Origin of the sequence: Isoptericola sp. NPDC056134, from assembly GCF_042264825.1 — a bacterium.
GTDB lineage: Bacteria > Actinomycetota > Actinomycetes > Actinomycetales > Cellulomonadaceae > Isoptericola > Isoptericola nanjingensis.
Map to the genome: position 1 here is coordinate 32928 of NZ_JBHJVM010000024.1, position 25425 is coordinate 58352.

Here is a 25425-nt window from a genome sequence, read left to right on the forward strand (position 1 = left end):
CGTCCTCGTGCGGAAGCCTGCTCAGAATAGCCGACGATCGGGCCTGGACGAAAATGAGATCCGGCTACCGGGCGGTGAACGTGAGCAACGTCGCCTCCGGGCGGCACGCGAAGCGCACCGGGGCGTACGGCGACGTGCCCGCGCCGGCCGACACGTGCAGCCACGCGGAGCCCGCACCGCCCGTCTCGTCGGGCCGCGGACCCGGCCAGCCGTGCAGGCCGCTGGCCCGGCGTCGGTCGATGTCGCAGTTGGTGACGAGCGCGCCGACGCCCGGCAGCCGCAGCTGCCCGCCGTGCGTGTGGCCGGCGAGGACGACGTCCGCGCCGTCGGCGTGCATGCGGTCCAGCACGCGCCGGTACGGGGCGTGCGTGACGCCGAGGTGCAGCACCGCGTCGTCCGGCGCAACGCCGGTGGTGGCCGGCGACGGGGGGAAGTCGTCACGGTCCAGGTGCGGGTCGTCCACGCCCACGAGCGACAGCAGCCGGCCGTCGGCCTCGACCGTGTCGCGGCGGTTGGTGAGGTCCCGCCACCCGGCGGCGACCATCGCGCCGGCCAGCTCGTCGGAGGGCAGCTCGGCCGGGCGGGTGTGCACGATGCGGGTGTCGCGCCGCAGGTACCGCGCCGGGTTCTTCGGCACGGGCGCGTAGTAGTCGTTCGACCCCATGACGAACGCGCCGGGCGCCGTCGTGAGCAGGGGGGTGAGCGCCTCCAGCAGCGGCCCGAGCGCGTCCCGGTGGGCCAGGTTGTCGCCGGTGTTCACCACCAGGTGCGGCTCGTACTCCGCCAGCGACTGCACCCAGGCGATCTTGCGGCTCTGCGACGGCGTGAGGTGCAGGTCGGACACGTGCAGCACCCGCAGCTCGGGCTCGCCCGCGGGCAGCACCGGAACCGTGGCCCGGCGCACCGTGAAGAGCTTGGTCTCCAGGTGGGCGTAGCCGAGTCCCGCGACGCCGGCGGCGACGAGCCCGCCGGCGACCTGCCAGCCGGGGGTCAGTTGTCGCCCCAGGCGTCGCCGAGCGACTCCCAGTCACCGTTCTGGACGGCGTCCCAGGCGGCCGCCGCGTCGGCGCGGCCGTTCCCGTTGCCGTTGCCGCCGCGGTCGTTGCCCTCGTCGCCCTTGGGCTCCTTGCCCTTGTCGCCGCCGCCGCCGTCGTCGCTCGTGTCGTCGCCGTCGTCACCGCCCGACGAGGGCGGCGGGGCCGAGACACCGATCATGGACTGGTCGGGGGCGCCGAAGTCCTTCACCGGGAGACCCGAGATCGCCTTGTCCATGTAGTCCTTCCACGCCGGGGCGGCGACGGTCGAGCCGTACAGGACGCGGTAGGGCTTGCCGTTCACAACCCCACCGTTGGTGTGGTCCTCGTTGGGCTTGTCGGCGTTGCCCACCCAGACGGAGGTCGAGAGGTTCGGCGTGAACCCGGTGAACCAGGTCTGTGCCGACGCGTTCGACGTACCGGTCTTGCCGGCGACCGGCCGCCCGTCCGCCAGACCGCCCAGCGTGCGCGCGGTGCCCTCGGTGAAGACCTTCTCCATCGCGTACACCACGGTGTTCGCGACGTTGGAGGGCAGGGCGTCCTTGTCGCACTTCGCGTCCGGGACGTCGTACTCCTTGCCTCCGGGGCCGGAGACCGCGGTGATCGCGACCGGCGAGCAGTAGGTGCCGCCGGTGGCGAGCGTCGCGTAGGCCGCCGCCTGGTACAGCGGGGTCGACTCCTGGGTGCCGAGAATCATCGGCGCCCGGACGTCGATGTTGTCCCGCTTCGGCTCGTTGATCACGGCACCGTTGTTGTCCTCGGACCGGGTGGGCCGGAAGCCCATGTCCCACGCGGTGTTGCGCAGGTTGCAGAGGTTGAGCTCGTAGCCCATCGACGCGTAGGCCGTGTTGACGGACCGGTAGGTCGCCTCGAGCGCGCTGATGTAGCCCTGCCCGCCGCCCTCGGCGTTGCCCGGGGTCCACGGCTCGGGGCCGAGCCAGCCGACGCACGGCTTGGTCTGGAAGTTGCCGACCGTGCGGGTGACCTCGTTGGCGTTCACTCGCTCGGACAGGGTGTGACCCTCCTTGAGCCACTCCGCGAGCACGAACGGCTTGAAGTTCGAGCCCACCTGGAAACCACCGGACGCACCGTGGGTCGGGTCGGCCGCGTAGTTGACGCGCGTGGTCCCCTCCTTGCCCTCGGAGGGCGTGTAGGGGATGTTCTGCGCCATCGCGAGGATCTTCCCGGTGCCCGGCTCGACGGACGCGATGGCCGACTGCAGGCCGCTCGAGTCGCCCGCGGGGACGGCGTTCTTGACCGCCGCGGCCGCGGCCTTCTGCTTCTTCGGGTCCAGCGTGGTGTGGATCTCGAGGCCGCCGCGGTACAGCAGCTGCTGACGCTCGGCCTTCGTCTCGCCGAACACCGGGTTGGTGACGATCTCCTTGGTGACGTAGTCGCAGAAGAACGCGGAGTCCTTGGCGGCGGCGCAGCCGATCTCGGTCGGGTTGACGTCCAGCGACTTCTTGATCGGCGTCGCCTTCGCCTCGTCGCGCTCCTCGGTGGAGATGTACCCCAGCTTCCACATGTTCTGCAGCACGAGGTCGCGACGCTCCTTGGCGTCCTTCGGGTTCACCGTGGGGTCGAAGCGGCTCGGCGACTTCGTGATGCCGGCGATGGTCGCGGCCTCGACGATGCTCAGCTCGGAAGCGTGCTTGTCGAAGTAGTAGCGGGCCGCGGCCTCCACGCCGTAGATGCTGCGCGACCCGAACTGCGCGGCGTTGAGGTAGCCCTGCAGCACCTCGTCCTTGGTCATCGTCTTCTCGAGGGAGATGGCCATCTTCGCCTCGGTGAGCTTGCGGGAGATCGAGTCCTCGCTCGCCTTGATGACGCCGAACTGGTCGCCGTCCTGCAGGGCCTGGTCGATGAGCATGTTCTTCACGTACTGCTGCGTCAGCGTCGACGCACCCTGCGTGGCGTGGCCGGCCACGTTGTTGGCCAGCGCGCGCGTCATGCCCTGCACGTCGATGCCGCCGTGCTCGTAGAAGCGCTCGTCCTCGATGGAGATCACCGCGTGCTGCATCGGCTCGGAGATCTCGTCCAGCGGCACCACGATGCGGTTCTGCGCGTAGAACGTGGCGAGCAGCTTCCCGTTCGCGGCGTAGATGCGCGACTGCTGCGACATCGGCCGCGGCTCCAGCTCCGCCGGCACCTCGTCGTAGATCGCGACGGTGCTGTCGGCCGCGGCGTTGGCTCCCGCCACCATCGGGATGACCAGCCCGGCGGCGAGGACGCCGCCGACACCGGCCGCGAGGACGAACGCGAGCAGCAGCGCGACGAGCTGCGTCGCCGGCATCGTGCGCGTGATGCGGCGAGGGTCGGATTTGGCCATGCCCACCAGGGTACGGGCTGAGTCTGAGGCGGCACGGCCGCGACGCCGGTCCCGCTGTGCAGATCGTGTGGACCCGTCGTGGGAGCGACGGGACGACGTGACGACGGCGCTCGGGGCGGTCGCTGGTTACGATCGCGGCATGGCTACCACGTGGGAGTACGCGACCATCCCCCTGCTGATCCACAACACCAAGGCGATCCTCGACCAATGGGGGGCCGACGGGTGGGAGCTCGTCCAGGTCGTCCCCGGCCCCGACAGCACCAACCTGGTCGCCTACCTCAAGCGCCCCTCCGGCGGGCAGTGATGAGCGTCTCGCCCGAGGCCCGGCTCGCCGAGCTCGGCATCACCCTGCCCGACGTCGCCGCGCCCGTCGCGGCCTACGTCCCCGCCGTCCGCTCCGGGAACTACGTCTACACGGCGGGCCAGCTGCCCTTCGTCGACGGCGCGCTGCCGCTGACCGGCAAGGTCGGCGCCGGCGTCTCGCCGGAGGAGGCCACCGACCTGGCGCGCACCTGCGCGCTCAACGGGCTCGCCGCCGTCCGCTCCCTCGTGGGCACCCTCGACGGCGCGCGGATCGTCAAGGTGACGGGTTTCGTCGCCTCCGACCCGTCGTTCACCGGCCAGCCCGGCGTCGTCAACGGCGCCTCGAACGTCCTCGGCGAGATCTTCGGCGAGGCGGGCGTGCACGCCCGCTCCGCGGTGGGGGTGGCGGTTCTTCCGCTCGACTCCCCGGTCGAGGTGGAGCTGGTCGTCGAGCTTTCCTGAGGTTCTGTCCGTAGCTCTTGGTTGCGGACGCGGGTGGGGACGAGGTCCTTCGCCAGGTCGCGTTCACGGGCCCCAGGGGGCCCTCCACTTCGGGACTTCTACGACCTGGCGAAGGACCTCGTCCCCACCCGCTCCTGCACCGTCTCGCGCGCCGCTTCCTCGGATGACGCGCTCGACGACGTGGTGACGGTGCGCGGCGCGACGTGCGGTCCCTGGGTTTGCAGGGCGCCGGCGGCGGGTTGCTTCGGGGGACAGGTCCCCGGCCGGGTCACAGCACCGGGAGATCTCCCACCACGAGCGAGCGCGCTCCTCACGCGGCCGCACGACGGCGCGGCGCGAACGAACCGCGACGCGCAAGGCAGGAGTGGCGGCCCCTCCCGCCTGCGGCAGCGAGAAAGGTGTCGGCCGCAACCAGGTGCGGCCGCGAGGACTAGCGAGCCCGCCGCTCCAGACGGTCGATGTCCAGCAGCACCACAGCGCGACCCTCACGACGCACCCAACCGCGCGTCGCGAAGTCCGCCAGAGCCTTGTTGACCGTCTCGCGCGAGGCGCCGACCAGCTGGGCGAGCTCTTCCTGCGTGAGGTCGTGGGCGACGCGGATGCCGTCGTCGTTGGGCTCGCCGAAGCGGGCGGAGAGGTCGAGGAGCGCCTTGGCGACGCGGCCGGGGACGTCGGAGAAGACGAGGTCGGCCAGGGTCTCGTTGGTGCGGCGCAGGCGGCGGGCCAGGGCGCCGAGCAGGGTGGTGGCGACGCTGGGGTGCGCGGCGATCCACTGCACGAGGGCCTGGTGGCGCAGCTCGTAGACGAGCGCGTCGGACACGGACGAGGCCGTCGCGGTGCGGGGGCCCGGGTCGAACAGGGACAGCTCGCCGAACATCTCGCCGGGGCCGAGGATCGACAGCAGGTTCTCCCGGCCGTCGCTCGATCGACGGCCGAGCTTGATCTTGCCCTGCGCGATGACGTAGAGCCGGTCGCCGGGCTCGCCCTCGCGGAAGAGGACGTCCCCGCGGGTCAGCTCGACCGGGACCATGGACTCGAAGAGCGCCTTCGTCTCCTCGGATTCCATGTCCGCGAAGAGAGGGGCGGAGAGCACGACGGTGTCGTCCACAGGATTCCTCACGTGGTTCGTGGGCGGCCGTCCCGGGTCGGGTGCGGTCGTCCGGGGGTTGTCAAGAGGGTGTGTTCCGGTTCTCAGTCTGCCTCACCGCACCAAATCGCGGCACGACGAAGCGCCGGGAGGCGCCGGGGAAGCGTTGCCGGAGCCCGTGTGGGCGGGCGTGGCTACGCTCGCAGTGTGCCGACGAAGCCCACCTCCTCGACCGCCCTCCAGTCCGACGCGACGCCTACGGGCGAGTCGCGGGTCGCGCTGGTGCGACGCGCGCGCCGCATCGACCGCGAGCTGGCGGTGACGTACCCGGACGCGCGGGCGGAGCTGGACTTCACGACGCCGCTGGAGCTGCTGGTGGCGACGGTGCTGTCGGCGCAGACCACGGACGTGCGGGTCAACGCGACCACGCCGGCGATCTTCGCCCGCTACCCGGACGCCGCCGCGTACGCGGGCGCGGACCCGGCGGAGATGGAGGAGCTGTTCAAGCCGCTGGGCTTCTTCCGGGCCAAGACGCGCTCGATCATCGGGCTGGGGCAGGCGCTCGTGGAGCGGTTCGACGGCGAGGTCCCGGCCCGCCTGGACGAGCTGGTGACGCTGCCGGGCGTGGGGCGCAAGACGGCGAACGTGGTGCTGGGCAACGCGTTCGGCGTCCCCGGGATCACGGTGGACACGCACTTCGGCCGGCTGGCGCGCCGCTTCGGCTGGACCGACCAGGAGGACCCGGTCAAGGTCGAGCACGAGGTCGGGGCGCTGTTCCCGAAGAAGGACTGGACGATGCTGAGCCATCACCTCGTCTGGCACGGGCGCCGGCGGTGCCACGCGCGGCGGCCGGCGTGCGGGGCGTGCCCGGTGGCGCGCTGGTGCCCGTCGTTCGGGATCGGGGAGACCGACCCGGTCGCCGCGGCGAAGCTCGTCAAGCCGGGGCCGCGGGGCTGAGCCCCGACCACTGACCGAGCCGTGACCCGGTCTCAGCGGGCGGCGAGCGCGTGGTCGAGCCAGTCGACGAGGAGCTTGCCGACCTCGTCGGGGGCCTCCTCGGGCAGGAAGTGCCCGGCGCCGTCGACGGTCTCGTAGCGGAAGTCGCGGGCGAGCGCCGCCCCGTCGACGGGGGCGTGGCGGGGGTCGAGGAAGCCGTCCAGCTCGCCGTGCACCTGCAGCACCGGGACGTCGACGGGCTCGCGCAGCGCGGCGAGGTAGCGGCGGCCGTCGGGGCGCGGCGTCGAGCGGACCATCCAGCGCAGCGACTCCATCACGGTGTGCGCCGCGAACGGGATCCGCATCACCGTGCGGTACAGCTCGTAGGCGTCGGTGCCGAGGGGGCGCGCGGCGCCGTCGCGCAGCACGCGCGCCACCTGGTCGCCCTCGGTGAGCCGTCGTTCGGGCAGGGTGGGCAGCTGGTAGGCGGCGAGCTGGCGGCGTGCCAGCGGGGTGAGCAGCCGGCGGCCCGAGACGTGCAGGCGGGCCGGGTGCGGCGCGGAGACGGCGCCCACGGCCGCGGTCACGGCCGGCTGCAGCCGCGCCATCGACCACGCGGTGACGCCGCCGGTGCCGTGCCCGACGACGACCGCCCGGTCGTGGCCGAGGGAGCGCACCACGCCCGCGACGTCCTGGGTGCCGGTGGGGACGTCGTAGCCGGACGGCGGCTTGTCGGAGGCGCCCACGCCGCGCAGGTCCATCGCCGCCACCCGGTACCCGGCGTCGGCGAGCTGCTCCATCTGGTGCCGCCACGCCCACCAGAACTGCGGGAACCCGTGCAGCAGCACGACGAGCGGGCTGCGGCCGCCGTTCGTCCGGTCGGGCCCGGCGAGCGCGACGTGGAAGCGGGCGCCGTTCGCGGGCACGAGCTCGTGCCGCCAGGGTCCGTCGACCAGGGCGCTGGAGAAGTCGCTGGAGTCCGACATCGCGGTCACCGGTCGAACCTACCCGCTGCGGCGCGCCGGGGCCCGTACGGGCGCGCGATGTCACAGGTTCGTCCGCCTGCCCGACCCTGCGACGGGCTCGGGTCAGGCAGGCGGGCGGGCTCAGCCGGCGGACTCGACCGGCACGTCTCCGCCCTCGGTCGGACGCGGCTCCTTGGGCGGGTCGAACCGGTAGCCGACGTTGCGGACGGTGCCGATGAGCTGCTCGTGCTCGGGGCCGAGCTTCGCGCGCAGGCGCCGCACGTGCACGTCCACGGTCCGGGTGCCGCCGTAGTAGTCGTAGCCCCACACCTCCTGCAGCAGCTGGGCCCGCGTGAAGACGCGCCCGGGGTGCTGCACCAGGTACTTGAGGAGCTCGAACTCCTTGTAGGTGAGGTCGATGGGACGCCCGCGCAGCCGGGCGGTGTAGCCGCCGGCGTCGATCGCGAGGTCGCCGGCGGCGATCTCCTGCGGGCCGTCGTCGACGGGGCCGCGCTCGGACCGCTCGATGACGAGGCGCAGGCGTGCCTCCACCTCGGCGGGGGACGCGGTCTCGAGCAGCAGGTCGTCGGCGCCCCACTCGTGCGTGACGACGGTCAGCCCGCCCTCGGTGAGCACGAGCACGAGCGGCACGGTGAGGCCCGTGGCGTGCAGGAGCCGGCACGTGGTGCGGGCGGCGACGAGGTCACGACGCGCGTCGAGCAGGACCACGTCGGAGTCCGGGGCGTCCACCAGTGCGGACGGCTCCATGGGCAGCACCCGGATCCGGTGGCTCAGCAGTCCGAGGGCGGGCAGCACCTCGACCGACCCGCCGGACGCGGGCGTGAGGATCAGCAGCTCGGCCACCGGCACCTCCTCCCGGGTCGTCGGACGGTCCGTTCGACAGCGTCCGACAGGTGCGTCCGCCAACGTACCGCGGTGCGGCGTCGATCACACCGCACCCGTCCCGGTCGGGTGACCGGTTCCCGCAGTGTGCCCCGAACCGTGTTGCGGGCGCGTTTCCGATCGACGACCGGACTGTGACGGGCGCGGCCGTGACGGTGCCGCGACGTGTCGGCGGCGGGTCGCGGCCGGCGTCGCGAGCGGGCGGGGCGCCGCCCGCCGTCTGCGACACTCGTCGTCGTGACCGTCACCACCCGCGCCGTCTGGACGGCCGTCCTCTCCGCCGTCGTCGCGGCGGCCGCCGCCCTCGACGACTACGGGACCCTGCCCCTGACGGCGGTGGCCGGGGTCCTCGTGCTGCTCCTCGCGACGGGCTGGGGCCCGCTGCTGCGGCTGCCCGCCCAGGGCGGGACGACGGTCGTCGTGGCGGTCGCGGGGCTCGGCGCCGTCGCCGTGGCGTGGGCCACCCAGGGCGAGCCGGTGCTGCGGAACGTGCCGCTGGTGCTCGCGATGGCTCTGGTGCTGGCGTTCGTCGCGGAGATGCTGCGCCGCGGCGGGCGGGCCCGGCTCGTGGAGTCCGTGAGCGGCACGGTGACGGGCGCGGTCGTCGCGGTGTGCTGCTCCGGCTGGGTGGCCGCGGGGCGCTCCGAGGCGGGCGCGTCGCTCGTGGTCGTGAGCGCGCTCGGCCTCGCGGTCGCCGCGGGGGTGTCGGCGACGCCGGTCGCGCGCGGCTGGGCGGGCTCGCTCGTGGGTGTGGTGCTGGGCGCCGTCGCGGCGGGCGGGGTGGCGACGCTCCTGCCGTCGATCGACCCGGTGAGCGGCCTGGTCGCGGGAGCCGTGACCGGCCTGGTGGTCGCGGTGCTGCGACTGCTCTTCGAGCGTCAGCCCGCGCTGACCGGCCGCCGGGCGATGCTGGCCGCGGTCACGGCGCCGGTCGCCGTGAGCGGCATCCTGGTGTTCGTCGTGGGGCGGCTCGTCGTCGCCTGAGCGGGCGCGTCACCCCGCGGTGGCGGGCCCGGCCCGGCGTCACGCCGGGCGCTCGACCACGCCCGCCATGTTGATGGCCTCGCCGGCCAGCTCGATGCGCACCTTCTTGCTCACGAGCACGCCGCCGGCCTCGAGCGGCACGTTCCACACCAGCCCGTACCGCTCGCGCTCGAAGTCGGCCGCCGCGCTGAAGCCGAAGATGTCGCGGCCGTACGGGTCGCGCCCGGCCCCGCCGAACTCGGCGTCGAGCGCGATCGGGTGCGTGATGCCGCGGATCGTCAGGTCGCCGTGCAGCACGAACTTCGCGGACGTCTTCAGCGTGCTGGGGGCGGTGTCGGCGCGACCCGGGGTGCGGCCCTTGAGCCGGGCCCAGGAGAAGATCGGGTCGACCTCGGTGCGCCACTCGAGGCCCGTGCTGCGGAAGTCGATCGTGGGGTAGTTCTCCACGTCGAGGAAGTCGGGGCTGAGCAGGTGCGCGTCCCGGTCCGGCAGGTGGGTGCTGATCGACGCGGCGTCCAGGCTGGCTGCGACCGACGACTGCAGCGGGTCCTCGGCCACGCGGATGGTCGCGCTGCCCGACGAGAACTCGCCGCGCACCGGGCTCACCATCATGTGCATCGCGAGGAAGCCGAGCCGCCGGTGCTCCTTGTCGAGCACGTAGTCGCCGGCGGCGGGGATGACGAGGTCGTTCCAGGTCCTGGTGGACGAGGTCATGGATGGTTCTCCGTGGTCGCGACGTCGGCCGGCGCCGGGGGGCGGGCCCGTGGGGCACGTGCGCCCGCCGGCCGGCTCGACGGCGGGACGTCACTCGATGCTTCAACGTTCAATCTACGGTACGGGGGGTGCCCGGCGGGAGTGGGTCCGCCGGCCGGGTGGTGCGCCTCACACGTCGGTGCGGGCGTCAGTAGACGAGCGCCTGGGCCCCCGGTCGGAGCACCTCCTCGGCGAAGACCGCCGCCCCGGCGATGCGGACGCCCGGCAGGACGTCGTCGGGCCCGAGGTCACGGCGGGCTGCGCACTGCGTGCAGAGGGTGACCGAGCCGGCGGCGAGGACGGCGTCGAGCAGGTCGGCGGCGGGTGCCGCGTGCTCGAGCTCGAGCTCCGCCACGCGGCCCGGGACGGCGAACCACGCCGCCTCGCCGGTGAGCCACAGGCTCACCTCCGCGCCGGCGGCGACGGCCGCGGCCGCCACGGTGAGCGCCTGGTTGGCGGCCTCCGGCCGGTCCGTCCCCGACGTGGTCTTGATCACGAGCGAGCGCGCGGGCGTCGCAGCGGTGGGGGTGCTCATGGGCGGCGACCTTACTCACGCTGACCGACCGGGTGACGGCTGGGTAGGATCGCGGCATGTCGATCCACGCTCTCGAGGCAGTGTTCACCGGTCTGCTGGTCGTCGTCTCGGTCACGATCATCTGGTTCGCCGGCTACGTCGTCTACAAGCTGTTCCAGGGCCAGCGCTGATGCCCTTCGCCTTCCCCGAGGGACTCGCGCCCGAGGTCTACCCGCTCGCGTGGCTCGTGGGCCGCTGGCGGGGCGAGGGTGTGATCGAGTACACCGGCATCGACGAGACGCCGTTCGTGCACGACCTCGTCTTCGACCACGACGGCGGCCCCTACCTGCGGTTCGAGTCCACGCTGCGCGTGCGCTCCGCCGCGGCGGCCGACGGCGAGGGCGGTGACGCGCCGGGCGACGACGAGCCCGACACGGTCTGGTCGACGGAGACCGGCTACTGGCGCGTGTCGAGCGACCGGCCGGAGGGGCTGGAGGACGACCGGCACGCGCTGGAGGTGCTCGTCACCGACGCGTCCGGCCGGCTCTCCCTGTTCCTCGGCGTCGCGGGCAACGGCCGCATCGACCTGGCCACGGACTTCGTGGCCCGCACCTCGACGGCCGCGGAGGTCACCGCGGCGAAGCGCCTGTACGGCCTGGTCGAGGGGCGCCTGATGTGGGTCGAGGAGCTCGCCGCGTTCGGGCACCCGCTCGGCTCGTACGCCTCCGCCCAGCTCGACCGCGTCGAGAACGACTGAGGGGACCCCGATGGACTCGCCGCTCCTGGCCCGACAGGGCGCCGTGGCCGCCACGGGTGCCGACGAGGGCGTCGCCTGGCACTACGGGGACCCGGTGGCCGAGCAGCGCGCGCTCGCCCGCGGCGGCGCCGTGGTCGACCAGTCGCACCTGGGCGTCGTGCGCGTCGCCGGGCCCGACCGCCTGTCGTGGCTGCACTCGATCACGTCGCAGGACGTGCAGGCGCTGCCGCCGCGCACCTCCACCGAGCTGTTCGTGCTGTCGCCGCAGGGCCACGTCGAGCACGCCGCCGGCGTCGTCGACGACGGCGAGGCCACCTGGCTGGTCACCGAGGGCGACCACGCCGCGCCGCTCGCCGCCTGGCTCGAGCGCATGAAGTTCATGATGCGGGTCGAGATCGACGACCTCTCCGCCGAGTACGCGGCGCTGGGGGAGCCCGTCGCCGCCGAGGGCGTCGAGGGCGAGCCCGTGACCTGGTGGGACACCTGGCCGCGCGTCGCTCAGGGCGGCACCCGGTACGGCCCGCCCGAGACGGAGCACCCGGGCCTGGACCGTCCGTGGCGCCTCGTCCTCGTGCCCCGCGCCGACCTGGAGGCCGCCGTCGCCGAGCGCGAGGCCGCCGGATGGCGCCTGGCCGGCACCTGGGCCACCGAGGCGCTGCGCGTCGAGGCGTGGCGCCCGCGGCTGGCCCACGAGGTCGACCACCGGAGCGTGCCGCACGAGCTCGACTGGTTGCGCACCGCCGTCCACCTGCACAAGGGCTGCTACCGCGGGCAGGAGACGATCGCGCGCGTGCACAACCTCGGCCGCCCGCCGCGGCGGCTGGTGCTGCTCCACCTCGACGGCTCCCAGCACGTGGTCCCCGAGGCGGGTGCCCAGGTGTTCGTCGGCGGGCCCGACGGGCGTGCGGTCGGCACCGTGACCACCGTGGCGCGGCACCACGAGCTCGGACCGGTCGCGCTCGCCGTGATCAAGCGGTCCGCCCCCGAGGACGCCGAGCTCACCGTGGTGGGCGACGTCGGCGGGCAGGAGCTGCAGGTCGCGGCCGCGCAGGAGGTCGTGGTGCCGGGCGACGGCGTCTCGGCCGACCGCCCCGAGGCGCACGGGCCGCTGACCCGCGGCCTCACCCCGCGCGGGCCCGACGCCCCGCAGAGCCTGCTGTGAGCAGGCGCCCGTGAGCGACGAGCCGGCGGCCCGTCCCGCGGGCGACATGTCCCGCCGCGCGGGCGCCGCCGCGCGCGCCGCGCTGCGGTCCCTGCCCCGGCGCATCCGGCTCCGGCAGGGCATCTCGCGGGTCCGGGTCGCGTTCTGGCCGATCGTCCAGGCGGCGCTGGCCGCGGGCGTCGCGTACGGGATCGCGGTCGTCGTGCTCGGGCACACCCAGCCCTTCTTCGCCGCCGTCGCCGCGTGGGTCTGCCTCGGCTTCAGCTTCGACCGCGAGCTGCGGAAGGTGGCCGAGGTGGCCGCGGGCGTGGCCCTCGGCGTCGGTCTTGGGGACCTCATGGTCCACCTCATCGGGTCGGGCTGGTGGCAGATCGCGTTGGTGATGGCGGTCTCGGCCCTCCTCGCCCGGTTCGTCGACCGCGGCCCGCTGGTGACGATCCAGGCGGGCGTCCAGGCGGGCGTCGTCGTGGGCCTGCCGGCGTCGGTCGCGACCAACGGCGCCTTCGGCCGGTGGACGGACGCCCTGGTCGGGGGCGGCGTCGCGCTGCTCGTCGCGCTCCTCACACCCGGCGACCCGCGGCGGCGCATCCGTGACCTGGCGCAGAGCGCGACCCGGGAGCTGGCGCTCACGCTGGAGTCCGTCGCGCTGGGCCTGCGCGACGGCGACGCCGACGAGCTCGCCGCGGCGCTGGTGCGCGGCCGGGCCGCCGAGAAGTCGCTCGAGGAGTGGCACGACGTCGCGACGAAGTCGGACGAGATCGCCCGGGTGAGCGTCAACCGCGTGCTCAGGGCGGAGATCACGCGGCTCACCGGCCAGGCGGTGCTGGTCGACCGGGCCATGCGCAGCGTCCGCGTGCTCGCCCGGCGTGCCCCGGCGACGCTCCGCTCGTTGGGGAAGCTGGGGGAGGAGGGCAGCCACCGCGTGACGGCGGCGCCCCTGTCGGGCGGGCTCCCGCCCCCGCCGGAGGTCGACCCGACCGCCGACCCGGTGGCCGACCTCGTCGTGCGCCTCGCGCACGGCGTGCGGCTGCTCGCCGCCGCCCTCGGCTCGGGCACGGGCCTGGGGCAGGCGCGCGACGCGCTCCTCGACGTCGCGCGCGACGTCGACCCGCGCACCGTGGGCGAGGGGCACTGGCAGGTGCAGTCGCTGGTGCTGCTGCTGCGCTCGCCCGTCGTCGACCTGCTGGAGGCGGCGGGCCTGCCGCCCGAGGAGGCGCGGGACGCCCTCCCGGAGATGTGACGGCGAGGTAGTACCGAACCTGCCGAGGTAGCTGGTCTCAGCGGTGCTCGACGGTGTCCGTGTCGTCGGCGAGGAGCTGGTGGGTGAGCTGTTCCACGAGCTCGTCGACCTCCGGCTCGTCGCCGCCGGGCCACTCGGCGACGTACCGCCGCAGCCGCTGCCGCTCCGCCTCGCGGATCGACTCGGCCGCGACGTCGCCGTCGGGGGTGGCGAGGACCGCGTCGCCGTCGATCTCGACGAGGCCGCGCGCCTCCAGCGCCTCCGCGACCCGCCGCACCGTCGCGGGCGAGACCTCGGTGCGCTCGGCCATGAGCTGAACGGAGCGCTTCCGCTTGAGGGAGACACGCGTGACCATCCACGCCTCCTCGGCGGTGAGGTCGTCGTCGCGCGAGATCGTCTCGTACACCTTGAGCGGGTCGAGCTTGCCCACCCGGCGCCACAGGATCAGCCGCAGCTCGTCGAGCGACGTGCGGGCGGACCCCAGTCCGAACGACCCACCGGCGGCCTGGCCCGCGCTGCCGGGCCCGTCCCCGCGGGTGGCGCTGCGCAGCTCGACCTCGGGCAGCAGCCAGGTGAGGAGGAAGGCGAGCGCCGCCACCGGTACGGCCCAGAGGAAGACGACGTGCAGCGCGCCTGCGTAGGCGTCGACGAACCAGTTCTGCACCTCGGGCGGGCACTGCGCGAGCGTCTGCGACGAGGCGGACAGGGCGGCCGGTGAGCAGGGGCCCTGGGCGGTCGCCGGGACGGCGGTGGTGAGCTCGGTGCCGAGCCGGTTCGCGAAGACGGTGCCGAACACCGCGACGCCCACGGACGACCCGATGGTCCGGAAGTAGGTGGCGCCCGACGTGGCCGTGCCGAGGTCCTTGTAGTCGACGGCGTTCTGCACCGCGATCACCAGGACCTGCGTGACCATGCCCAGCCCGGCGCCGAGCACGAACATGCTCAGGCCGGCCTGGAGCGTGCTCGTGTCCGGGCCCATGAGCGAGAGCAGGTAGAGGCCGACGGAGGTGATCGCGGTCCCGAGGATCGGGTAGATCTTGTACCGCCCGGTGCGGGAGATGAGCTGCCCGGACCCGATGGACGTGAGCAGCATGCCGAGCATCATCGGCGTCATCTCGAGCCCGGACTCCGTGGGTGTGGAGCCCTTGACGGTCTGCAGGTACAGCGGCAGGTAGGTGATCGCGCCGAACATCGCGAACCCGACGACGAATCCGACGACCGCGGCCACGGTGAACACCCTGCTGCGGAACAGGTGCAGCGGCAGCACCGGCTCGGCGGCTCGCCGTTCGACGACGACGAACGCGACGATCCCGAGGACGGCGGCCGCGATCATCGCCCACACGGCGACGGAGTCCCACGCCCAGGTGCTGCCGCCCAGGCTCGTGACCAGCACGATCGCCGTCGAGACCATGGCGAGCAGGACGATGCCGGCGTAGTCGACCTTGGGCTTGCGGCCGGCCTCGATGCGAGGGAGCACGGAGGCGACGACGAGCAGCGCGACCACGCCGATGGGGATGTTGATGTAGAAGACCCAGCGCCAGTCGAGGTTGTCCACGAAGAAGCCGCCCAGCAGCGGGCCGGCGACCGACGAGACGCCGAAGACGGCGCCGAAGAAGCCCTGGTACCTGCCGCGCTCGCGCGGCGGGACGACGTCGCCGATGATCGCCTGCGACAGCACCATGAGCCCGCCGCCGCCCACGCCCTGCACGGCGCGCCACGCGATGAGCTGGCCCATCGTCTGGGACGTGCCGGACAGGATCGACCCGACGAGGAAGATGAGGATGCAGGCGATGAACAGCGCCTTGCGCCCGTAGAGGTCGCCGAGCTTGCCCCACAGCACCGTGGTGGCCGTGCTCGCGAGCATGTAGGCCGTCACGACCCAGGAGAGGTGCTCCGCGCCGCCGAGGTCGGACACGATGGTGGGCAGCGCCGTCGCGACGATCGTCTGGTCGAGCGCGGCGAGCAGCATCGCGAGCATGAGCCCGCCGAAGATGGCCAGCACCCTGCGCTGCGGCAGGGCCTCCGGTTCGGCGGGTGGTGCGCTCGGAGCGGTCATGGGATGCCTCCCGGCCCGGTGGTTGAGCCTGTCGAAACTCGTCCGGGTCGCACGTTGCCACGGACGGTGCGGGTCGGCATGCGGAACCACTCGTTGTCGTCGAGTAGTTGATGAGATACAGTACTTGGCGTGATGCAGCGAGCTGAACCTTCGACGGCGGACGACGCGTTCTCCGCCGACCTGCTGCGTGGTCACACCGACACGATCGTGCTCGCGACGCTCCGTCGCGGGGACCGCTACGGCTTCGAGATCTACAAGACGATCCGCGACGCCACGGGCGGTGCGCACGAGATCAAGGAGGCCACGCTCTACGCGACGTACCGCCGTCTCACCAAGGACGGCCTGGTCGAGGCCTACTGGGGCGACGAGTCCCAGGGCGGGCGCCGCAAGTACTACCGGATCACGGACGCCGGGCGGGCCGTGTTCCGGAGCAACGTCGCCGCGTGGGTCGCCACCCGCGACGTCATCGACTCCCTCCTCAGCACCGGCACCAGCACGGGCACCAGCACAGACAAGGACACCTCCCGATGACCACCGTCCACCGCCTCCTCGACGACGCGTTCGCGGGCGTCGAGCCGTCCCCCGAGGTCCAGGACCTCAAGGAGGAGATCCGGGCGAACCTCGAGGCCCGGGCCGCCGAGCTGCAGGCCGGCGGTGCGTCACCCGACGACGCCGCCCGCCGGGCGTTCGACGAGCTGGGCGACGTCGGCGCGCTCGTCGCCGACGCGCAGGCGGACGTCGTCGCCGAGACCGGCGGCGCACCCCGCACGGCGCTGCAGGAGGCCTTCGTGGCCGCCCGGCAGCACCGTGTCCGGCCGAAGCCGCGCTTCGTCCTGGGCGTCGTCCTCGCGTCGCTGGTGCTCGTGGCCCTGGTCGCCCTCTGCCTGCTGGCGGCCCTCGACGTCCTCGCCCTGCCGGGCGTCGTCGTCGCCGCGCTCCTGCTCACGGCGTCCAGCGCCGCCGGGTTCGTGGTCGGGTCGTCGCTCTCGCAGGAGACGACGACGAACCATCCCGTGCCGTCGCGGCGCGCGGGCGGCTACTACCTCGCCACGGGCCTCGCCGTCTTCGGCCTGCTCCTCGCCGGGTTCACCCTGCTCGGCACGTTCGAGGCGTGGGGGTACGTCGTCTCGGCAGGACTCCTCGTGGTGGGCGGCGTCGTGTTCACGATGCTCGGCGTCACGCAGACCAACCGGAAGAAGGCGTGGGTGCGGGACGTCGCGCGGGCCCAGGCCTCCGGTCACCACTACGACCGGTTCGACCACGACCCGGCCGCCGCCGCGCGCTTCGGCGTCTACACGGTCGTCATCTGGCTGGTGGCGTTCGTCGTGTTCGTCGTCCTCGGCGTCACCGTCGGCTGGGCCTGGTCCTGGCTGACCTTCGTCGTCGCCCTCGCGGTGATGATGCTCGTCCTCGCCCGGATGCTCTTCCGGTCGACGGAGGAGCAGCAGAAGAAGTAGCAGCAGAACGGTCCCGGGCGACTGCCATCGCCCGGGACCGGTGGCTCGGGTCCGGTGCACGACCGCACCACGAGACGCACTCCCACCCTAGGGCGTGCGCCGGACCCTCCGACCCCTGGAGGAAGCATGTCCACCCCGACCCTGTCGGCGCCGACGATCGAGGTCGCCGGCCTGACCAAGACCTACGGCTCCGGCCGCACCGCACGTCGAGGCTCGCGCACGGTGCGCGCCCTCGACGGCCTCGACCTCGCCGCCGCCCCCGGCAGCGTGCTGGGGCTGCTCGGCCCGAACGGCGCCGGCAAGTCCACCACCGTGAAGATCCTCGCGACGCTCTCCGCCCCGGACGGCGGGACCGCGCGCGTCGCGGGCCACGACGTCGTGCGCGACCCGGCCGCCGTCCGGCGCGCCATCGGCTACGTCGCGCAGCGCCCCGTCACCGACCCGATGGGCACGGGCCGCGAGAACCTCGTCCTGGCCGGCCGGCTGCAGGGCCTCGGCGCCCGCGACGCCCGGTCGCGGGCCGGCGAGCTGCTCGAGCGGTTCGGCGTCGCGCACGCCGCCGACCGCCTGGTGAAGACCTGGTCCGGCGGGATGGCGCGCAAGCTGGACGTCGCCGTCGGCCTGGTGCACCGGCCGCAGGTGCTGTTCCTCGACGAGCCCACCACGGGCCTCGACCCCGAGGCGCGCGCCGCGATGTGGGCCGAGATCGAGCGCATGGCGGCCGGCGACGGCATGACGATCCTGCTCACCACCCACTACCTGGACGAGGCCGACCGCCTCGCCGACCAGGTGGTCATCGTGGACGCGGGCCGCGTCGTCACCGCGGGCACCCCCGACGCGCTGAAGGACGGGCTGCGCGGCGACGGCGTCACCGTCGAGCTCGACGACGTCGCCGCGGCGGCGGCCGCCGCACCCGTCGCCGCGGGCCTGCCGGGCGTCGTCGACGTCGTGGCGGAAGGTCGCACGCTGCGGGCGCGCGCCGACGCGGGGGCCACCGCGCTCCCGGCGCTGCTCGCGGCCCTCGACACCGCGGGCCTGGGCGTGCGGGCGGCGGGGCTGTCCCGGCCCACGCTCGACGACGTCTACCTGCGGCACACCGGCCGCAGCCTGGAGGCGGCCCACCGGGCCGCGAGCGAGACCGCCGGCAGCGCCGGCGCCGAGGCCACGGAGGTGGCGGCATGAGCACCGCGACGATCGACCCGACCACGACGCGCCGTCCGGCCCGTCGCACGAGCGCGCTGACCCAGGCCGCGCTCCTCACGGGGCGGCAGGCCCGACAGGGCGTGCGCATCCCCGTCTTCATGGTGATGAACCTGCTGCAGCCGATGATCTGGCTGCTGCTGTTCGGGCAGCTCTTCCGGTCCGTCATCGAGATCCCCGGGTTCGCCGGGGGAGCGGACGTCAGCTACCTCGAGTACCTCACGCCGGGCGTCGTCATGATGACGGCGATGGGAGGCGCGGCCTGGGCGGGCACCACGTTCGTGCAGGACATGGACCGCGGCGTCATGGACCGCTTCCTCGCCTCGCCGACCAGCCGCGGCGCGCTGCTGTCCGCGTCGATGGCCTGGTACGCGCTGCTCGGCTGCGCGCAGGCGCTGGTCGTCGTGGGTGTCGCGTGGCTCGGCGGGGCGCGGTTCCCGGGCGGCTGGGCCGGCGTGCTCGTCATGCTGGTCGCCGTCGCGCTGCTGAGCTGCCTGTTCGCGGCGCTGTCCGGCGCCGTCGCCCTGCTCACGCGGCAGCAGGAGGCGCTCATCGGCGTCTCGCAGCTGCTGACGATCCCGCTGATGTTCCTCTCGTCGGCCGTGATGGACCCGGCCCTCGCGCCGGACTGGATCGCCACCGCCGCGCGGTACAACCCGTTCGACTGGGCGGTGGTCGTGGCCCGCGACGCGCTCCAGGGCTTCGCCGACCCCGGCACCGTGTGGCTGCACCTGGGCCTGCTCGCCGGCGCCGTCGCGGTCATGGGCGCGCTCGCGTCGTCGGCGTTCCGCGCCTACCGGCGCGCCGTCTGACGCCGAGGGAGCGGGAGCAGCAGGACTGCCGAGGTGGTACCGGACACGTGGTCTCGTACTACCTCGGCAGGTCTCGTCCTACCTCGGCAGGGTGCGTCCTACCTCGTCAGGTTCGGTATTCCCTCGGCGGGGGTGTCTGTTCGGGGCTCGACGGGGACGGTACGGTCGTCGGTCATGGAGGTCTCCGTCAGCGCGCTGCGCGCCGAGCTCAAGTCGTGGATCGAGAAGGCGCGGGCGGGCGAGGAGGTCGTCATCACCGAGCGGGGGGTGCCGGTCGCACGCCTGTCGGGGGTGCAGACCGCCGACCTCGTCGCCGGGCTGGTGCGCGACGGCCTGCTCACGCCCGCCGCGACGGAGCGGCCGGTGCACGCGGTGCCCGACCACGGCGAGGCCGCCCGGACGGTCGCGCGGCCGGCCCCGCGCCCCGCGGCCCGGCCGGCGTCGCGCATGTCCGACCTCGTGCGGCGCATCCGGCGCTGACGCCGTTCTTGCCCGCAAGACCGCCGTCACGGAGAACGGAGCAGGATGGCCCTCGTCTACTTCGACGCCAGCGCGCTGGTGAAGCTGTGCGTGCCCGAGCCCGGCTCGGCGCTGGCGAGCGCGCTGTGGAACCGCGCCGACATCGTGGTCTCGTCGCGCATCGCCGACGCCGAGGTGCGGGCGGCGCTCGCCGCCGGCGAGCGGGCCGGCGTCCTCGACCCGCTCGCGCGACGGCGCGGGACGGCGATCTGGGACGAGCTGAGCGTCGGGCTGCACACTCTCGAGGTGACGGCCGAGGTCTCGAAGCGCGCGGCCGAGCTCGTCGCGTCGTGCCCCGTGCCGCTGCGTGGCGCCGACGCCCTGCACGTGGCGAGCGCCCTCGCCGTCGCGCACGACGACACCGTCGTCGCCGCGTGGGACGAGCACGTCGCGGGCGCCGCCCGCTCCCGGCGCCTCCGCGTCCTCCCGTAGGCTCGGCGGGTGATCTCCGCCGCCTTCGGATCCTTCCAGTACATCGTGCTCGTCGTGCTCGCCGTCGTGGTGTTCGTCGTGCAGCTCGTCGCGTTCCTCGACGCCGCCCGCCGGCCGGCCAACGCCTACGTGTCCGAGGGGAAGCTGAAGAAGAACATCTGGCTGATCATCCTCGGCATCGCGGCCCTCATCGGGCTGTTCGGGCTGCCGCCGATGCTCATGACGGCCTGGTCGTTCTTCAACGTCATCGCCGTGACGCCCGCGATCATCTACTGGGTCGACGTGCGCCCGCGGATCCTGCCCTACGGCACGGGCGGGGGGCGTCGTCCCCAGGGCCCGACGGGCGGCTGGTGACGTGGTCGAGGTGACGACGCCTGGCTCGAGCGCGCCCGTGGCGCGGGGCGCGGCCCCGCTGGCCGAGGTCGTGCGGGGGGACCTCGTGGAGTCGGTGCACCTGGGGCACCTGGTGGTGCTGGGCCCGGACGGCGCGGTCCGGCTCGCCCTGGGCGACCCGACGACGACGATCTGGCCGCGCTCGTCGGTCAAGCCGCTGCAGGCCGTGGCCATGCTGCGCACCGGCCTCGACCTGCCGGACCGCCTCCTGGCGCTCGCGGCCGCCAGCCACAGCGGTGCCCCGGAGCACCTGGCCGGGGTCCGCGAGATCCTCGCCGGCGCCGGGCTCGACGAGTCCGCGCTCCGCAACACGCCCGACCTGCCGCTGGGCCGCGCGGAGGCGCTCGCCTGGCAGGAGGCAGGGCACGGCCCGGAGCGGATCGCGCAGAACTGCTCGGGCAAGCACGCCGCGATGCTCGCGACCTGCGTCGCGGCCGGCTGGGACGCCGCGACCTACCTCGACGTCGACCACCCGCTGCAGCACGCGGTGCGCGACGCCGTCGTCGGGCTGACGGGGGACGCGGACCCGCACGTCACCGTGGACGGCTGCGGCGCGCCGCTGTTCTCCACGACCGTGCTCGGGCTGGCCCGCTCGTTCGGCCGGCTCGCGTCGGCGGCCGCCGACGGCGCCTCCGCCGACGGCGGGCGGATCGCGCGCGCGATGGCGCGGCACCCGGAGATGGTGGCCGGCCGCGGGCGCGAGGACACCCTCGTCATGACCGCCGTGCCCGGCGCGATCGCCAAGATCGGCGCGGACGGCGTGTGCGCGGCGGGCCTGCCCGACGGGTCGGCGGTGGCGTTCAAGATCCTCGACGGCGGCGACCGGCCGCGCCCGGCCATCCTCGCCGCGGCGATGCGCGCGGCAGGGGCCGCCGGCGTCGCGGGGGCGGACGCCGCAGCGCTCGACGCCGTCGGCGTCACGCCCGTGCTGGGCGGCGGGGCCCCGGTCGGCGCGGTGCGCCCGGCCTTCGCGGCGGACGTCGCATGAGGGCCGTGCTGCAGCGCGTGTCGAGCGCGTCCGTCACGGTCGACGGCGAGGTGGTGGGCGCGATCGACCGCCCCGGCCTGCTCGCGCTCGTCGGCGTGACGCACGACGACGGCGCCGCCGAGGTGGCGACCGTCGCCCGCAAGATCGCGGAGCTGCGGATCCTGCGCGACGAGCGCTCGGTCACGGACGCGGGCGCCCCGGTGCTGGTGGTCAGCCAGTTCACCCTGTACGGGGACGCGCGCAAAGGTCGCAGGCCCACCTGGAACGCGGCCGCGCCCGGCCCGGTGGCGGAGCCGTTGGTGGACGCGGTCGTGGCCGACCTGCGGTCGCGGGGCCTCGAGGTGGCCACCGGGAGGTTCGGCGCGGACATGGACGTCGCCCTGGTGAACGACGGCCCCGTGACGATATTGGTGGAGACCTGACAAATCGCTGACCTGCGTCTTCGCGCACATCTCGGGGCGATGCGGCAGAGTGGTGCCGCCGAGCACCGAGGCCCGGCACGAGACGGGAGGCCGACGATGACCTCGATCCGCGACACTGCGGCGCCCTGGCAGTCCTCGTCCGGCGCGCGTGCACGCCCGGTCGCGCCGCAGGTCGTGCGACGGGTCTCGGAGCTCGTCGGCGCCGACCCCGAGGCCCTCGCCCAGACGCTCGGTCTGCTCACGCCCCACCAGCTCGCCGGCGTCGCCGCGCTGCCCGACCCGCTCCCCGTGACAGCCGCGGTGCGGGCGGCCGCCCTCGACGGGACCGCCGGCGCGCTCGACGCGGCGGACCGGCGCCTGCTGCTGACCGCGGGGGTACTCGTCCTGGACCGCGTCGACGTCCTGCTCGGCGCGACCGGCGCCCCCGTCGAACGGCTGCTCGCACCGCCGCTGGCCGGGCACCTCCAGCTCGCCGACGGCCGGTTCCGGGTCGCGGACCAGAGGCTGCGCGCCGTCGTGCACGAGGACGCCGACCTCACCGAGCGCACGGCCGTGCACGCCGCCCTGGCGACCGAGCTGGAGCGGGTGGGCGAGCCCGGCGCGGCGCGGTGGCACGCCGCGCTCGCCACCCTCGCCGGCGACCCGGCCCTGGCCGACGGCCTGGTGCGCCTCGCCCAGCAGCGGCTGGGGCAGGGGTGCGCCGTCGCGGCGCACGCGATCGCGCGCGAGGCGGCCAGCCACGGCACCGGAGACGTGCGGGCGCGGGCGTTCCTGGTCGCGGGGCGCGCGGCGCTGCTCGCCGGGCACGTGCGTGACGCCGCCGGGTGGCTCGAGCGGGTCGCGAGCACCGGCGTGGCGACGGTCCAGGAGGCTGCCGAGCGTGCCCGCGACGCGGTGCTCGCGCTGGTCGACGCCCGGACGGTCGCCCGCGCCGCGGGTACCGCCGCCCCGCGGCCCGGCGGCGGCGCGGCCGCCCCGCTCGACGCCGACGACGACCCGCCGGGCGTCCGGCTCGCGCGCCTCGTCGTGCCGGTGGCCCGCGCCACGGTGTCCTCGACGGACCGCGCCGTCCTGGCCGCCGTGGTCGAGGCGCTGGCCCGCCTCGACCGCTACCCCCGCGAGGCCGACGAGGTCCTGGCGCGGGCCGTCGTGACCGCGGTGCCGTACCGCGAGACCGTCGCCTGGGCGGGAGCCGACGGGCTCTCCCCGTTGGCGGAGGCGCACCTGCGGGTGGTGCAGGCGCTGGTGCTCCTGCGCGGCGGCGACGCCGAGCAGGCGGCCCGGGTGCTCGACGACGCCGCGGCGCGGCTGCCGGTGACGCACGTCGTCGGCGGGCTCGCGGCGGAGGTGGCACGTCGCACCGGGGGCTCCGACACCCTCGCCGCCGGGCTGCGCGCCGTCGGCCCGGACCCGGACCCCGCCGCGGTCACCGCCTGCCGCGACCTCGGGTACCCGCGCCCGGCCGCCGTGCCGTCGCTCGTGGTGAGCGCCGTGCGGACGTGCCGGGGCGGTCCGGACGGGCTCGCGGACGTGTGGGCGCGCTGGGCGGACGTGCTCACGGCGCGGGAGCTCGACGTCGCGCGCCTCGTCGCGGACGGCCTGGCGAACAAGCAGGTGGCCGACCGGCTGTGCGTGTCCGTGCGCACCGTCGAGGTGCACCTGGGGCGCGTGTTCCGCAAGGTCGGCGTGAGCTCGCGCGCCGAGCTGACGGTGGTCGCGCTGCGGCCCGCGTCGTGACCCGCGCCTGACCTGGCCCGCAGCCGCGGGCGTACGCGTTGTCGCGTACGGCCGGCGCCGGTGAGTGTGGGAGTCCCCGATGTCGCCGGGATAGGAAGCTGTCTTAACTTTTGCGTGCACCATCTGATCCACCCGCGCCTGCGGGCGCGGGCCCATCCGCGCAGGACAGGGAGGAACCCCGATGGACAAGCACGCAGAGGGACCGCACCACCCCGGACACCCGCGTCGACGACGTCGTCTCCGCGGCGTCCTGGCCGGCGTCGCGGCGCTCGCCGTCGCCGCCGCCGGTGCGGTCGGCGCCGTCGCCGCCGCGCAGAGCGCCTCCGCCGAGCCGGCGAACCCCGGCGACAGCGCGATCAACGGCTACCGGAACGTCGGCTACTTCACGCAGTGGGGCGTGTACGGCCGGGGCTTCCAGGTCAAGGACCTGGTGGACTCCGGGGCGGCCGAGCAGCTCACCCACATCAACTACTCCTTCGGCAACATCCACCACCAGACGCTCACCTGCTTCGAGGCCAACAAGGCGCAGGGCACCGGACCGAACGGGTCGGACGGCGCGGGCGACGCGTGGGCCGACTACGGCATGACCTACACGGCGGCGACCAGCGTCGGCGGCGTCGCCGACACCTGGGACCAGCCGCTCGCCGGGTCGTTCAACCAGCTCAAGCAGCTCAAGGCGAAGTTCCCGCACCTCAAGGTGATGCTGTCGCTGGGCGGCTGGACGTGGTCGAAGAACTTCTCCCGGGCGGCCGCCACCCAGGCGTCGCGGGAGAAGTTCGTCAGCTCGTGCGTCGACCAGTACCTCAAGGGGAACCTCCCCGTGATCGACGGGCGCGGGGGCACGGGCGCCGCCGCCGGCGTCTTCGACGGCTTCGACATCGACTGGGAGTGGCCGGGGTCGCAGAACGGCAACGAGGGCAACCACGTCGACGAGGTCAACGACCGGCAGAACTTCAAGCTCCTGCTCGCCGAGTTCCGCAAGCAGCTCGACGCGTACGGCGCGACGACGGGCGAGGACTACCTGCTGTCGGCGTTCCTGCCCGCCAACCCGGAGGACATCGAGGCCGGCGGGTGGAACGACCCGGCCGTCTTCGAGTCGCTCGACTTCGGCAACATCCAGGGCTACGACCTGCACGGCGCCTGGCAGCCCGACCTCACCGGCCACCAGATCAACCTGTACGACGACCCGGCCGACCCGCGCTCCGACGGCCGTCGGTTCAGCGCGGACAAGGCCGTCCAGGAGTACGTCGGGAACGGTGTCGACCCGGCGCAGCTCGGGCTCGGCATGGCGATGTACGGTCGCGGCTGGACGGGCGCGACCCGGGCCGAGCCGTGGGGGCCGGCGACGGGCGGGGCGCCCGCCACGTGGGAGGCCGGCATCGAGGACTACGACCTGTTGAAGAACCGTGGCACCGGCTACTACGACGAGGTCGTGGGCGCCGCCTGGCGCTACGACGGCACCACGTGGTGGAGCCTCGACACGCCGCGGACCGTGGCGCAGAAGTCGGACTACATCAGGGCCCAGGGCCTGGGCGGCGCGATGTGGTGGGACCTGTCCGGCGACGAGCCGGGCGAGCTGCTCGACGCCGTCGAGGCGGGGCTGTTCACCGGCACGCCCGGGCCCGTCGACCCGGGCGACCCGGGCCCGGACCCGACGGACCCGCCGACCGACCCGACGGACCCGCCCACGGAGCCGGGCGACTGCGCGGCCACCGCGTGGGACGCGGGCGCCGTGTACACCGGCGGCGCCACGGTCGCGCACGAGGGCCACGAGTGGCGGGCCAAGTGGTGGACGCAGGGCGAGGAGCCCGGCACCACCGGTGAGTGGGGGGTCTGGGCGGACCGGGGCGCCTGCTGATCCGCCACCCGGACGCGCACCGCCGGTCGAGGGTGTTGGGGAACAGGGCTTGACAGGGGCGAACGACGGGGGGGGGGGGGCAGGGGGTGGTGCGAAACCAGCGCGCAACACCGAAAACGACA

The 25425-nt window shown here is 74.3% G+C and carries 26 protein-coding genes; 18 read left to right on the forward strand and 8 right to left on the reverse strand.

Annotated features, from left to right (window positions below):
• Nucleotides 1-64: 64 nt before the first annotated feature.
• Nucleotides 65-994, reverse strand: coding sequence for a metallophosphoesterase (locus ACFCZN_RS17980; protein ID WP_430557664.1), 930 nt, complete (start codon nucleotides 992-994; stop codon nucleotides 65-67).
• Complete coding sequence (locus tag ACFCZN_RS17985; protein WP_430557655.1) at nucleotides 991-3363, reverse strand: transglycosylase domain-containing protein; 2373 nt, start codon at nucleotides 3361-3363, stop codon at nucleotides 991-993. Before ACFCZN_RS17985 ends, ACFCZN_RS17980 begins: the two co-directional genes overlap by 4 nt.
• 139 nt (nucleotides 3364-3502) lie before the next feature.
• Here ACFCZN_RS17985 and ACFCZN_RS17990 point away from each other — a divergent pair, with 139 nt between their 5' ends.
• Both ACFCZN_RS17990 and ACFCZN_RS17995 read left to right on the forward strand, forming a co-directional pair.
• Complete coding sequence (locus ACFCZN_RS17990; RefSeq protein WP_139820690.1) at nucleotides 3503-3667, forward strand: DUF4177 domain-containing protein; 165 nt, start codon at nucleotides 3503-3505, stop codon at nucleotides 3665-3667.
• Nucleotides 3667-4128 (forward strand): RidA family protein, encoded by a 462-nt coding sequence (locus tag ACFCZN_RS17995; RefSeq protein WP_429766688.1) that lies wholly within the window; start codon nucleotides 3667-3669, stop codon nucleotides 4126-4128. The genes ACFCZN_RS17990 and ACFCZN_RS17995 overlap by 1 nt, the downstream gene beginning before the upstream one ends.
• A 430-nt stretch (nucleotides 4129-4558) precedes the next feature.
• Here ACFCZN_RS17995 and ACFCZN_RS18000 read toward each other — a convergent pair whose 3' ends face one another.
• Nucleotides 4559-5236 carry a Crp/Fnr family transcriptional regulator gene (locus tag ACFCZN_RS18000; RefSeq protein WP_416345052.1) on the reverse strand — a complete coding sequence of 226 codons (678 nt, stop codon included), beginning with the start codon at nucleotides 5234-5236 and terminating at the stop codon, nucleotides 4559-4561.
• 186 nt (nucleotides 5237-5422) lie between these two features.
• Here ACFCZN_RS18000 and nth point away from each other — a divergent pair, with 186 nt between their 5' ends.
• A complete protein-coding gene (gene nth / locus ACFCZN_RS18005; RefSeq protein WP_430557656.1) occupies nucleotides 5423-6172 on the forward strand; it encodes an endonuclease III in 750 nt (249 codons plus the stop codon).
• 32 nt (nucleotides 6173-6204) lie between these two features.
• On the opposite strand, the gene ACFCZN_RS18010 is transcribed toward nth, so the two are convergent.
• Together ACFCZN_RS18010 and ACFCZN_RS18015 are read right to left on the reverse strand one after the other, a co-directional pair.
• Nucleotides 6205-7137 (reverse strand): alpha/beta fold hydrolase, encoded by a 933-nt coding sequence (locus tag ACFCZN_RS18010; protein WP_430557665.1) that lies wholly within the window; start codon nucleotides 7135-7137, stop codon nucleotides 6205-6207.
• Between the two features lie 120 nt (nucleotides 7138-7257).
• Complete coding sequence (locus ACFCZN_RS18015; protein WP_429766690.1) at nucleotides 7258-7980, reverse strand: winged helix-turn-helix transcriptional regulator; 723 nt, start codon at nucleotides 7978-7980, stop codon at nucleotides 7258-7260.
• 276 nt (nucleotides 7981-8256) lie between these two features.
• Between ACFCZN_RS18015 and ACFCZN_RS18020 the strand changes: the two genes are divergently transcribed.
• On the forward strand, nucleotides 8257-9003 hold the full coding sequence (locus tag ACFCZN_RS18020) for a hypothetical protein (protein WP_429766691.1): 747 nt from the start codon (nucleotides 8257-8259) through the stop codon (nucleotides 9001-9003).
• Between the two features lie 39 nt (nucleotides 9004-9042).
• Here the strand turns inward: ACFCZN_RS18020 and ACFCZN_RS18025 are convergent, their stop codons facing one another.
• A complete protein-coding gene (locus ACFCZN_RS18025; RefSeq protein WP_429766692.1) occupies nucleotides 9043-9717 on the reverse strand; it encodes a YceI family protein in 675 nt (224 codons plus the stop codon).
• 187 nt (nucleotides 9718-9904) lie between these two features.
• Nucleotides 9905-10291, reverse strand: coding sequence for a DsrE family protein (locus tag ACFCZN_RS18030; protein ID WP_429766693.1), 387 nt, complete (start codon nucleotides 10289-10291; stop codon nucleotides 9905-9907).
• Nucleotides 10292-10460: 169 nt separating this feature from the next.
• Here ACFCZN_RS18030 and ACFCZN_RS18035 point away from each other — a divergent pair, with 169 nt between their 5' ends.
• The 3 genes from ACFCZN_RS18035 to ACFCZN_RS18045 are packed head-to-tail and all read left to right on the forward strand — an operon-like array spanning nucleotide 10461 to nucleotide 13429.
• Nucleotides 10461-11027 carry an FABP family protein gene (locus tag ACFCZN_RS18035; RefSeq protein ID WP_429766694.1) on the forward strand — a complete coding sequence of 189 codons (567 nt, stop codon included), beginning with the start codon at nucleotides 10461-10463 and terminating at the stop codon, nucleotides 11025-11027.
• Between the two features lie 10 nt (nucleotides 11028-11037).
• A complete protein-coding gene (locus ACFCZN_RS18040) occupies nucleotides 11038-12189 on the forward strand; it encodes a YgfZ/GcvT domain-containing protein (protein ID WP_429766696.1) in 1152 nt (383 codons plus the stop codon).
• 10 nt (nucleotides 12190-12199) lie between these two features.
• Nucleotides 12200-13429: an aromatic acid exporter family protein gene (locus ACFCZN_RS18045; protein WP_430557657.1), complete on the forward strand. Its 1230-nt coding sequence runs from the start codon at nucleotides 12200-12202 to the stop codon at nucleotides 13427-13429.
• A 37-nt stretch (nucleotides 13430-13466) separates the two neighbouring features.
• Here the strand turns inward: ACFCZN_RS18045 and ACFCZN_RS18050 are convergent, their stop codons facing one another.
• Entirely contained in the window at nucleotides 13467-15485 is a 2019-nt protein-coding gene (locus tag ACFCZN_RS18050) for a DHA2 family efflux MFS transporter permease subunit (protein WP_429766699.1), read from the reverse strand.
• 132 nt (nucleotides 15486-15617) lie between these two features.
• On the opposite strand from ACFCZN_RS18050, the gene ACFCZN_RS18055 reads away from it, so the two are divergent.
• The 11 genes from ACFCZN_RS18055 (at nucleotide 15618) to ACFCZN_RS18105 (ending at nucleotide 25303) form a co-directional block, all read left to right on the forward strand.
• The gene (locus ACFCZN_RS18055) at nucleotides 15618-16016 is read left to right on the forward strand and encodes a PadR family transcriptional regulator (protein WP_429766826.1); all 399 of its coding nucleotides are present in this window, start codon (nucleotides 15618-15620) and stop codon (nucleotides 16014-16016) included.
• On the forward strand, nucleotides 16013-16942 hold the full coding sequence (locus ACFCZN_RS18060; RefSeq protein ID WP_429766700.1) for a permease prefix domain 1-containing protein: 930 nt from the start codon (nucleotides 16013-16015) through the stop codon (nucleotides 16940-16942). Before ACFCZN_RS18055 ends, ACFCZN_RS18060 begins: the two co-directional genes overlap by 4 nt.
• A 126-nt stretch (nucleotides 16943-17068) precedes the next feature.
• The gene (locus tag ACFCZN_RS18065) at nucleotides 17069-18124 is read left to right on the forward strand and encodes an ABC transporter ATP-binding protein (RefSeq protein ID WP_430557658.1); all 1056 of its coding nucleotides are present in this window, start codon (nucleotides 17069-17071) and stop codon (nucleotides 18122-18124) included.
• Nucleotides 18121-18954 (forward strand): ABC transporter permease, encoded by an 834-nt coding sequence (locus ACFCZN_RS18070; protein ID WP_429766704.1) that lies wholly within the window; start codon nucleotides 18121-18123, stop codon nucleotides 18952-18954. Before ACFCZN_RS18065 ends, ACFCZN_RS18070 begins: the two co-directional genes overlap by 4 nt.
• Nucleotides 18955-19128: 174 nt before the next feature.
• Nucleotides 19129-19434, forward strand: a complete 306-nt coding sequence (locus ACFCZN_RS18075) for a type II toxin-antitoxin system Phd/YefM family antitoxin (RefSeq protein ID WP_429766706.1) — start codon at nucleotides 19129-19131, stop codon at nucleotides 19432-19434.
• A gap of 45 nt (nucleotides 19435-19479) precedes the next feature.
• Entirely contained in the window at nucleotides 19480-19905 is a 426-nt protein-coding gene (locus ACFCZN_RS18080; protein WP_429766708.1) for a type II toxin-antitoxin system VapC family toxin, read from the forward strand.
• Nucleotides 19906-19914: 9 nt separating this feature from the next.
• Complete coding sequence (locus ACFCZN_RS18085; RefSeq protein ID WP_429766710.1) at nucleotides 19915-20259, forward strand: DUF2516 family protein; 345 nt, start codon at nucleotides 19915-19917, stop codon at nucleotides 20257-20259.
• Nucleotides 20260-20269: 10 nt separating this feature from the next.
• Complete coding sequence (locus ACFCZN_RS18090; protein WP_429766712.1) at nucleotides 20270-21286, forward strand: asparaginase; 1017 nt, start codon at nucleotides 20270-20272, stop codon at nucleotides 21284-21286.
• Nucleotides 21283-21708 carry a D-aminoacyl-tRNA deacylase gene (gene dtd / locus ACFCZN_RS18095; protein ID WP_429766713.1) on the forward strand — a complete coding sequence of 142 codons (426 nt, stop codon included), beginning with the start codon at nucleotides 21283-21285 and terminating at the stop codon, nucleotides 21706-21708. The genes ACFCZN_RS18090 and dtd overlap by 4 nt, the downstream gene beginning before the upstream one ends.
• A gap of 96 nt (nucleotides 21709-21804) precedes the next feature.
• Nucleotides 21805-23445, forward strand: a complete 1641-nt coding sequence (locus ACFCZN_RS18100; protein WP_430557659.1) for a LuxR C-terminal-related transcriptional regulator — start codon at nucleotides 21805-21807, stop codon at nucleotides 23443-23445.
• A gap of 181 nt (nucleotides 23446-23626) precedes the next feature.
• Entirely contained in the window at nucleotides 23627-25303 is a 1677-nt protein-coding gene (locus ACFCZN_RS18105; protein ID WP_430557660.1) for a glycosyl hydrolase family 18 protein, read from the forward strand.
• Nucleotides 25304-25425 lie beyond the last annotated feature (122 nt).